The organism is Acidovorax sp. FG42, assembly GCF_057809195.1.
The window spans coordinates 81,315-90,553 of record NZ_JBMDJM010000024.1 but is presented as its reverse complement, the minus strand read 5'-3'; the positions used below and the strand labels follow the sequence as shown (position 1 = coordinate 90,553).

Annotated in this window: 10 protein-coding genes; 1 reads left to right on the top strand and 9 read right to left on the bottom strand. The window is 63.8% G+C overall.

Annotation, left to right across the window (positions count from 1 at the left end):
- The 9 genes from ACODSM_RS21015 to ACODSM_RS20975 all read right to left on the bottom strand — a co-directional run.
- The coding region (locus ACODSM_RS21015) for a GTP-binding protein (protein ID WP_488806777.1) at positions 1-214 on the bottom strand (214 nt) is incomplete at its 3' end.
- Positions 215-356: 142 nt separating this feature from the next.
- Complete coding sequence (gene fusA, locus ACODSM_RS21010; protein ID WP_015012186.1) at positions 357-2,459, bottom strand: elongation factor G; 2,103 nt, start codon at positions 2,457-2,459, stop codon at positions 357-359.
- Positions 2,460-2,606: 147 nt separating this feature from the next.
- Positions 2,607-3,080: a 30S ribosomal protein S7 gene (gene rpsG / locus ACODSM_RS21005; RefSeq protein ID WP_005798541.1), complete on the bottom strand. Its 474-nt coding sequence runs from the start codon at positions 3,078-3,080 to the stop codon at positions 2,607-2,609.
- Positions 3,081-3,255: 175 nt separating this feature from the next.
- The gene (gene rpsL, locus ACODSM_RS21000) at positions 3,256-3,633 is read right to left on the bottom strand and encodes a 30S ribosomal protein S12 (RefSeq protein WP_015012185.1); all 378 of its coding nucleotides are present in this window, start codon (positions 3,631-3,633) and stop codon (positions 3,256-3,258) included.
- A 265-nt stretch (positions 3,634-3,898) separates the two neighbouring features.
- Positions 3,899-5,068 carry a D-alanyl-D-alanine carboxypeptidase family protein gene (locus tag ACODSM_RS20995; protein ID WP_488806776.1) on the bottom strand — a complete coding sequence of 390 codons (1,170 nt, stop codon included), beginning with the start codon at positions 5,066-5,068 and terminating at the stop codon, positions 3,899-3,901.
- Between the two features lie 97 nt (positions 5,069-5,165).
- Positions 5,166-5,816, bottom strand: coding sequence for an alpha/beta hydrolase (locus ACODSM_RS20990; RefSeq protein WP_056642991.1), 651 nt, complete (start codon positions 5,814-5,816; stop codon positions 5,166-5,168).
- A gap of 87 nt (positions 5,817-5,903) precedes the next feature.
- On the bottom strand, positions 5,904-6,263 hold the full coding sequence (locus tag ACODSM_RS20985; protein ID WP_015012182.1) for a (2Fe-2S) ferredoxin domain-containing protein: 360 nt from the start codon (positions 6,261-6,263) through the stop codon (positions 5,904-5,906).
- 98 nt (positions 6,264-6,361) lie between these two features.
- Complete coding sequence (locus ACODSM_RS20980; protein ID WP_488806775.1) at positions 6,362-7,465, bottom strand: VanZ family protein; 1,104 nt, start codon at positions 7,463-7,465, stop codon at positions 6,362-6,364.
- An 18-nt stretch (positions 7,466-7,483) separates the two neighbouring features.
- Positions 7,484-7,912 carry a CopD family protein gene (locus ACODSM_RS20975; RefSeq protein WP_015012180.1) on the bottom strand — a complete coding sequence of 143 codons (429 nt, stop codon included), beginning with the start codon at positions 7,910-7,912 and terminating at the stop codon, positions 7,484-7,486.
- A gap of 288 nt (positions 7,913-8,200) precedes the next feature.
- Between ACODSM_RS20975 and hemB the strand changes: the two genes are divergently transcribed.
- Positions 8,201-9,208, top strand: coding sequence for a porphobilinogen synthase (gene hemB, locus ACODSM_RS20970; protein ID WP_343736226.1), 1,008 nt, complete (start codon positions 8,201-8,203; stop codon positions 9,206-9,208).
- Positions 9,209-9,239 lie beyond the last annotated feature (31 nt).

Genomic DNA, 9,239 nt, shown 5'->3' with positions numbered 1-9,239 from the left:
TTTCGTATTCCACGTGGGCGGTGTTGATCGTGATACCGCGGGCCTTTTCTTCGGGCGCAGCGTCGATCTGGTCGTAGGCCTTGGCTTCGCCGCCGAACTTGGAGGACAGCACCGTGGCGATAGCTGCCGTCAGCGTCGTCTTGCCATGGTCCACGTGACCGATCGTGCCCACGTTCACGTGGGGCTTGGTGCGTTCAAACTTACCTTTTGCCATTTTAATTCTCCAAAGAGCAATCCCTGTGTAGTGGTTTTACGTCTGCATCTGGTTGCTGATTCACTCCGCACAGGGAACAGAGTGGCACCGGATCGCAGACAAAACAAAGCCCGGACCAGATCGGCCCGGGCGAAATGCTTACTTACTTGGCGCGTGCTGCCATGATGGCTTCAGACACGTTGCGAGGTGCTTCGCTGTAGTGCTTGAATTCCATCGTGTAGGTGGCGCGGCCTTGCGACATGGAGCGCAGGGTCGTGGAGTAGCCGAACATTTCGGACAGGGGCACTTCAGCCTTGATGGCCTTGCCGCCACCGACCATGTCGTCCATGCCTTGCACCATGCCGCGACGGCTGGACAGGTCGCCCATCACGTTACCGGCGTAGTCTTCAGGCGTTTCCACTTCCACGGCCATCATGGGTTCCAGAATGACCGGACCGGCCTTCTTGCAACCTTCCTTGAAGCCGAAGATGGCAGCCATCTTGAACGCCAGTTCGTTCGAGTCCACATCGTGGTACGAACCGAAGTGCAGCGTGACCTTGACGTCCACCACGGGGTAGCCAGCCAGCACGCCTTGCGTCACGGCTTCGTTGATACCCTTTTCCACCGCTGGGATGAATTCGCGAGGCACCACACCGCCCTTGATCGCGTCCACAAACTCGATGCCCTTGCCGGCTTCGTTGGGTTCGATCTTGAGCACAACGTGACCGTACTGGCCCTTACCACCGGACTGGCGCACGAACTTGCCTTCGGCTTCTTCCACCGTCTTGCGGATGGTTTCGCGGTAGGCCACCTGGGGCTTGCCCACGTTGGCTTCCACGCCGAATTCACGCTTCATACGATCCACGATGATTTCGAGGTGCAGCTCGCCCATACCACCGATGATGGTCTGGCCGGATTCTTCGTCGGTCTGCACGCGGAACGATGGATCTTCTGCAGCCAGGCGCGACAGGGCGATGCCCATCTTTTCCTGGTCGGCCTTGGACTTGGGTTCCACAGCCTGACGGATCACAGGCTCGGGGAACACCATGCGCTCCAGCGTCACCACGGCGGCGGGATCACACAGGGTTTCACCCGTGGTCACGTCCTTCAGGCCCACGCAAGCAGCGATGTCACCGGCGCGGATTTCGTCCACTTCCTGGCGCTCGTTGGCGTGCATCTGCACGATACGGCCGATACGTTCCTTCTTGCCACGCACGGGGTTGTACACGGTGTCGCCCTTGGAGAGCACGCCGGAGTACACACGCACGAACGTCAGCTGACCCACGAACGGGTCGGTCATCAGCTTGAATGCCAGGGCCGAGAACTTCTCGTTGTCGTCCGCCTTGCGGGTGACTTCCTTGTCGTCTTCGTCGAAGCCGGGCACGGGAGGCACATCCAGGGGCGAAGGCATGAGTTCGATCACGGCGTCCAGCATGCGCTGCACACCCTTGTTCTTGAACGCCGTGCCGCACAGCATGGGCTGGATTTCGCCGTTGATGGTGCGCGTGCGCAGGCCTTGGGTGATCTCTTCTTCCGACAGATCGCCCTCTTCCAGGTACTTGTTCATCAGGTCTTCGGAGGCTTCAGCAGCCGCTTCGACCATCTTCTCGCGCCACTCCTTGGCCACTTCGACCAGATCAGCCGGAATGTCTTCGAAGGTGAACTTCATGCCCTGGGAGGCTTCGTCCCAGATGATTGCCTTCATCTTGCGCAGGTCAACCACGCCCTTGAAGTTGTCTTCAGCACCGATCGGGATCACGATAGGCACAGGGTTGGCCTTCAGGCGCAGCTTCATCTGGTCAACGACCTTGAAGAAGTTGGCACCGGTACGGTCCATCTTGTTCACAAAGGCCAGACGAGGCACCTTGTACTTGTTGGCTTGGCGCCAGACGGTTTCCGACTGGGGCTGCACGCCACCCACGGCGCAGTACACCATGCAGGCGCCGTCCAGCACGCGCATGGAACGCTCCACTTCGATCGTGAAGTCCACGTGGCCGGGAGTGTCGATGATGTTGATGCGGTGCTCGGGGAAGGACATGTCCATGCCCTTCCAGAAGCAGGTGGTGGCCGCCGAGGTGATCGTGATGCCACGCTCTTGCTCTTGCTCCATCCAGTCCATGGTGGCCGCGCCGTCGTGCACTTCACCAATCTTGTGGTTCACGCCGGTGTAGAAAAGAATACGCTCGGTTGTGGTGGTCTTGCCAGCGTCAATGTGGGCCGAGATACCGATGTTGCGGTAACGCTCGAGGGGGGTCTTGCGAGCCATGGTGGATCCTTGGATGGTTCGTGTTTTCGGGGGCGGGCCCAGCATTCTGGCGCTGCAACCCGTCAATTTTGTGACTGCCTGAAATCGACACAAGGCTGCAGGCAAAACGCCAGCAGCCTTGGGCCTATATCAGGGCAAATCCGCGTTTTAGAAGCGGAAGTGGCTGAATGCCTTGTTGGCTTCGGCCATGCGGTGCACTTCGTCACGCTTCTTCATGGCGCCGCCACGGCCTTCGGTGGCTTCCAGCAGTTCGTTGGCCAAACGTTGGGCCATCGACTTTTCACCGCGCTTGCGGGCGGCTTCCTTGATCCAGCGCATGGACAGGGCCAGACGACGGACGGGACGCACTTCCACAGGCACCTGGTAGTTGGCACCGCCGACGCGGCGGGACTTCACTTCCACCATGGGCTTCACGTTGTTGATGGCAACGGTGAAGGCTTCCAGAGGGTCCTTATCGGGGTGCTTCTTCTCGATCAGTTCCAGGGCGCCGTAAATGATGCGCTCTGCAACTGCCTTCTTGCCGCCTTCCATGATCACGTTCATGAATTTGGACAGCTCTACATTGCCGAACTTGGGATCCGGCAGGATTTCACGTTTGGGGACTTCGCGACGACGTGGCATTTTTTACCTCTATCTTTGCTTCAGTTGGCATCTTTTCAGACACCGCGAGAGCCAATCTCTGGACTCCCACTTACTCGACCCGCGCAGAACACCTGCGTTTGGGGTCACTACGCTGCAACTCCGCGCCACGCGGAAAAACAGCACCGAAAATTCTTCAGACCGAAAGGGCCAGGGCTTACTTGGCCTTTGGCTTCTTCGCGCCGTACTTGGAGCGGGCTTGCTTGCGGTCTTTCACGCCTTGCAAGTCCAGCGAACCACGTACGATGTGGTAACGCACACCGGGCAAGTCCTTCACACGACCGCCGCGAACCAGCACCACGCTGTGTTCTTGCAGGTTGTGGCCTTCACCGCCGATGTAGGAGATCACCTCAAAACCGTTGGTCAGGCGCACCTTGGCGACCTTACGCAGAGCGGAGTTAGGCTTCTTAGGCGTCGTGGTGTACACACGGGTGCACACGCCACGGCGCTGTGGAGAGTTTTCCATCGCAGGGCTCTTGGACTTGGTCTTTTCGACCTCGCGCCCCTGACGGACCAGTTGATTAATGGTTGGCATGAAATACGTCCCTAAACGTGAATTTGCTTCGTGAAAGCGAAAACGTGAATCCCTTCGGAAATTCCGAAAAGCCTTCTAATGTAGCAGGATGCCCCCTGAAAGGCAAGCCTGCTGCGGCTTACGGCACCCTGGGGCACCTGTCGCGGCCCCGGCAACTGGCACGCACCGACCGGGAAAAGGAGGCTCAAACCAGGCCCGGCGCTTGCCGGACCTGCGCAGCCAGCTATGGTTTCAGAAGTAACCCCTTCACTTCTTCCACCCAGCCTTACTTGATCCAGAGGCGGATGGCGTCCCATGCACGGCCCAGGATGCCGGCCTGCTCCACGGCCTCCAGCGCCACCAGAGGCACTTCGCCGATGGACTGGTCGCCCAGCATGACCTTGAGGGTACCGATGGCCTGGCCCTTGGTGTAGGGCGCCACGAGCGGATCGGGGCGGGCGATCTGGGTGGTGATCTTGCCGGCGCTGCCGGATGGCACCGCCACCACGATGGCGTCTTCGCGACCGATCTTGAGGGTGCTTTCAGTGCCCTTCCAGACGGGAGGCGTCGCCACGGGCTTGCCAGCGTCAAACAGCTTGACCGCCTCGAACGCGGTGTAGCCCCAGTTCAGCAGCTTCTGGCTTTCGTTCGCGCGCGCGTTTTCGCTCGCGGCACCCAACACGATGGACAGCAGGCGGCGCTGGCCCACACCGGGGAATTCGCGCTTGGACGTAGCCACCAGGCAGTAGCCCGCAGCGGCGGTGTGGCCAGTCTTGAGGCCGTCCACCGTGGGATCGCGGAACAGCAGCGAATTGCGGTTGCTGCCGTTCGATGCCGGGGTGCCGGGGTAGCTGTACTGCTTGGTGGAGTAGTAATGCATGTACTCCGGGAAGTCCTTCATCAGCCGCATGGCCAGCACGGAGAGGTCGCGCGCCGTGGTGGTGTGGCCGGGTTCGGTCAGGCCTTCGGGGTTCTTGTAGCTCGTGCCCTTCATGCCCAGCGCTTGGGCCTGGTCGTTCATGAGCTTGACGAAGTTCTCGGCCGTGCCGCCCACGCCTTCGGCCAGCGCCATGGTGGCGTCGTTGCCAGACTGCACGATCATGCCCTTGATGAGGTCTTCGACCGGCACCTGCATCTTGGGGTCGATGAACATGCGCGAACCGGGCATCTTCCAGGCGCGCACGCTCACGGGCAGCTTCTGGTCCAGCGCGATCTTCTTGGAGCGCAGCGCGTCAAACACCAGGTAGCCCGTCATGAGCTTGGTGAGCGACGCCTGCTCCACCGGCGCGTCGATGTCCTTGGCGGCCAGCACCTGATTGGCAGTGACATCCACCAGCATGTAGGTGCGCGCGGCGATTTCGGGGGGCTGGGGCGCCTGGGCAAAGGCGCCAAAGGCAGCCGGGGCCGCCGCAGCAAAGACGGCCAGGGATCGCAACGCAGACAGGATTCGTTTCATGGGGCAGGAGGGGGCTGGAGAGGCTCGAAAAAAGGATGGGAGAAAAGGCGGGAGAGGGAGGACGGCAGACGGCCGGAGCCGGTCCGGGCAGCGCCCCTCAGGCGCCCGATTGCAGGTGGCGGACCACCAGGTTCTTCAGAAGCGGCAATTGTCCGTGAAAGAAATGACCGCCCGCGGGGACGACTGTGACAGGCAGTATCTGGGGCCGGGCCCAGTCCATCACGGCCGACAGCGGCACGGTGTCGTCCTGCTCGCCGTGCACGACCAGCGTGCGCAGGTGGGCGTCGGGCGGCACCGGGGCCACCGTGAAGCGGCTGGCGGCCGTGCCGACCAGCACGGCCTTCTCCACGCGTTGCGTGGGCCAGAGGGCCTCCAGGGCGTGGCTGGTGACAAACGCACCGAAAGAAAACCCCGCCAGCGCCAGGGGTTGCCCCTCGGCGGCGGGCGCCACCTGCTCCACCACGGCCAGCAGGTCTTGCAACTCGCCCCGGCCTTCGTCGTACACGCCGGCCGTGGCGCCCACGCCGCGGAAGTTGAAGCGCACCGCCGTCCAGCCACACTGCACAAAAGCACGCGCCAGGGTCTGCACCACCTTGTTGTCCATGGTGCCGCCAAACAGCGGGTGGGGGTGGGCAATGATGGCGACGCCACGGGGCGCAGCACCATCGGCCAGGGTGGCGCTGTCGCGCACGGCCTCGATGGCGCCTGCGGGGCCGGACAGGGTCAGGCGTTCGGTCTGGGCATTCACGGATTTGCTACTCAATCAATAGCAGCAGGGGCATGATCCACTGGCGCCTGCTGCCAAAATCATTCCAAGGCAGGGATGGAGCCGCGCTCAGCGGCCAAGTTCCGCTGGCGTGACCAGACGTTCCACCACCTGGCCGTTCTTGAGGTGCGATTCGACGATTTCGTCGATGTCCGCCGCGTCCACATAGGTGTACCAGGTGCCCTCGGGGTAGACCACAGCCACAGGGCCGCCCGCGCAGCGGTCCAGGCAACCGGCCTTGTTCACACGCACCTTGCCAGCACCCGCCAGCCCGGCGGCCTTGACCTGGGCCTTGCAGCGGTCAAAACCCGCCTGCGCGTTGTGGTGGGCGCAGCTGTCTTCACCGTTGGTGCGCTCGTTGAGGCAAAAGAAGATGTGGCGCTGGTAGTAACCGGGCGCTGCGGCCGGTGCGGAAGGGGTGTCGCTCATCCCCGCATTTTAAGGACACCCACCTTCCAGACTGGGCGGAGCGCAGCCCCAAACCCCTGCGCGGCCATACAGAACGCCAGAGGCCGCCGCCCGGCGTCTCAGGCTCCAGCGTCTCGCCGCGACACCCGAAACACCACATACAGCAACGTCACATAGGGCCACAGCCAGCCCAGCCACTGGCCCAGGCCATAAAAGCGGATGAACCGGCCCTGCTCCCAGATCTGCAGGGTCTGGGCAAAGTAGGCGCTGGTGGGCGCCTGGTTCAGCAGCGCCAGGTGCCAAGTCAGCGCCAGCAGCAGCACGGCAGCGCAGGCCCGGCGCGGCAGGGCCAGCATCAACAGGGCCAGCCCCAGCGCCGCCCACACGCCCACGCGCACGGGCAGGTCCATCCACTCCCAGGCGTGCACGGGGCCCCAGCTGAGTGCTGCCGACAGTGCGGTCAGCACGATGCCCACCCCCACCACCGCCAGCGCAAACAGGGCGCGCCGCCCCATCTGGCGGATCACGCAATACCCCAGCAAGCAGGGAATCAGCAGCCCCAGGGTGACGCAGAGCAGCTCGCCGCTGGGCGACAGCGGGTCCAGCTCGGTCTCGCGCAGGGGCAGCCATTCCAGGAACGGGGTGTCGGCCAGCAGGTCGATGAGTGCGGCCTCCAGCCGTTCCAGCACCTGGCCCAGGCCAAAGGGCACCGCTGCCGGAAACAGCAGCGCCAGCGGCCACAGCGCCAGCAGCACCATGCCGCCCGAAGCGTCGGACACGAACCAGCGCGCCCTGAAGTCGCTCCAGCGGTCCAGCGCGCCCAGCCGCTCCAGCAGTGCGGCGCTCAACGCACCGGCCAACGTGCCCAGCGCGTTGAGCGCCAGGTCCAGGTTGGAGGGCACACGCCGGGGCAGGTAGATCTGCAGAAACTCCATGCACAGCGACAGCAGCGAGCCCCCCAGCGTGGCCAGCGCCACCGCCCACAGCACATGCCGCCAGCCCGAGCGCAACAGGCCCAGCACCAGCAGGAAGCCCAGGGGCGCGTAGCCCACGAGGTTGGTCACCACGTCAAACCCCGTCCAGTACGGCGGGGGGATCCGCGCAAACAAAAAGACCAGGGGGTCAATACCCTGTTCGCGCCACCCGTCGAACGGGAACAGGCTGGCAAAGACGATCAGCGCCGTGTACGTCAGCGCGAGCGGCCAGGCAGAGGTTTTGTGCATGCGCCCTCTGCGTCTCCGTCAGAAGGGCTTGACCACCACCAGCACCACGGCCACCAGCAGCAGCAGCACGGGTGCTTCGTTGAACCAGCGGAACCACACATGGCTGCGGCGGCTGGTGCCGTCGGCCAGCTTGCGCAGCAGCACGCTGCACGCGTGGTGGTAGCCGATGACCAGCACCACCACGGCCAGCTTGGCGTGCATCCAGCCATTGCCCGGGCCCCGGCCAATACCGTAGCCCAGCCACAGCCACAGCCCCAGTGCAATGGCGGGCACGGCCAGCAGGGTGGTAAAGCGCATCAGCTTGCGCGCCATGAGCAGCAGGCGGTCGCGCTCGGCGGCCGAGCCGGGCGCCACCATCGCCAGATTGACGAAGATGCGCGGCAAATAGAACAGGCCCGCAAACCAGCTGGCCACGAAAACGATGTGAAAGGCTTTGACCCAGAGCATGGGGGCAGTTTACGGGCCTACGCCACTCTGACGGGACAACCCCAAAAAAAAGCCCGGCAGATCCGCCGGGCCGGGAAAGCCTGTGCCGCATCGCTGCAGCCCAGGTCCCGCTCAGGGAGGAAAAGCGGGGGGCGGCAAGCCGCCCGGCACCAATCTAGCACTGGGCCTGGGCGGTTACAAGCGGCTTTTTCAGAGCGCGCCCGAAGCGCCAACCACCGCCGCCCGTCCTCCTGCCCCCGGGGCGCGAGCCGGTACACAGCGCCACAGGGAGGGCTTCATAATCCGATGATGCACCTCCAAAGCCCTGCCCCCTTCCCCCAGAACCGCCCCCGCCGCCTGCGCCGCGATGCCTTCACCCGCCGCCTGGTGCGCGAGAACGTGGTCACCGCCGACGACCTGATCTACCCCGTGTTTGTGCACGAGGGCACCAATCGCAGCGAGGCCGTGACCTCCATGCCCGGCGTGGACCGCCTGAGCCTGGACATGCTGCTGCCCGTGGCCGAAGACTGCGTGAAGCTGGGCATCCCGGTGCTGGCGCTGTTCCCGGCGATTGACCCGTCGCTCAAAACGCCGGACGGCAAGGAAGCCCTGAACCCCAACGGCCTGATCCCGCGCGTGGTGCGGGCACTCAAGAAAGAATTCCCCGACTTGGGCGTGATGACCGACGTGGCGCTGGACCCCTACACCAGCCACGGCCAGGACGGCGTGCTGGACGAGACCGGCTACATCATCAACGACGAGACGGTAGAGATCCTCACCGGCCAGGCGCTCACGCATGCCGAAGCGGGCGTGGACATCGTCGCGCCCAGCGACATGATGGATGGCCGCATCGGCGCCATCCGCGAGGCGCTGGAGGTGCAGGGCCACATCCACACCCGCATCATGGCCTACAGCGCCAAGTACGCCAGCGCCTTCTACGGCCCGTTCCGCGACGCTGTGGGCACGCGCGGCGCGCTCGGCAAGGCCGACAAGAACGTCTACCAGATGGACCCGGGCAACAGCGACGAAGCACTGCGCGAAGTGGCCATCGACATCGCCGAAGGCGCCGACATGGTGATGGTGAAACCCGGCATGCCCTACCTGGACATCGTGCGCCGCGTGAAGGACGAGTTCAAGGTGCCCACCTTCGCCTACCAGGTGAGCGGCGAGTACGCCATGATCAAGGCCGCCGCCGCCAACGGCTGGCTGGACCACGATGCCGTGATGATGGAAAGCCTGCTGGCCTTCAAGCGCGCAGGCGCCGACGGCGTGCTGACCTACTTTGCGCGCGACGTGGCACGCAAGCTACAAAAATAATAGCTGTCAGCGCATATTCCACTGGCGCCAC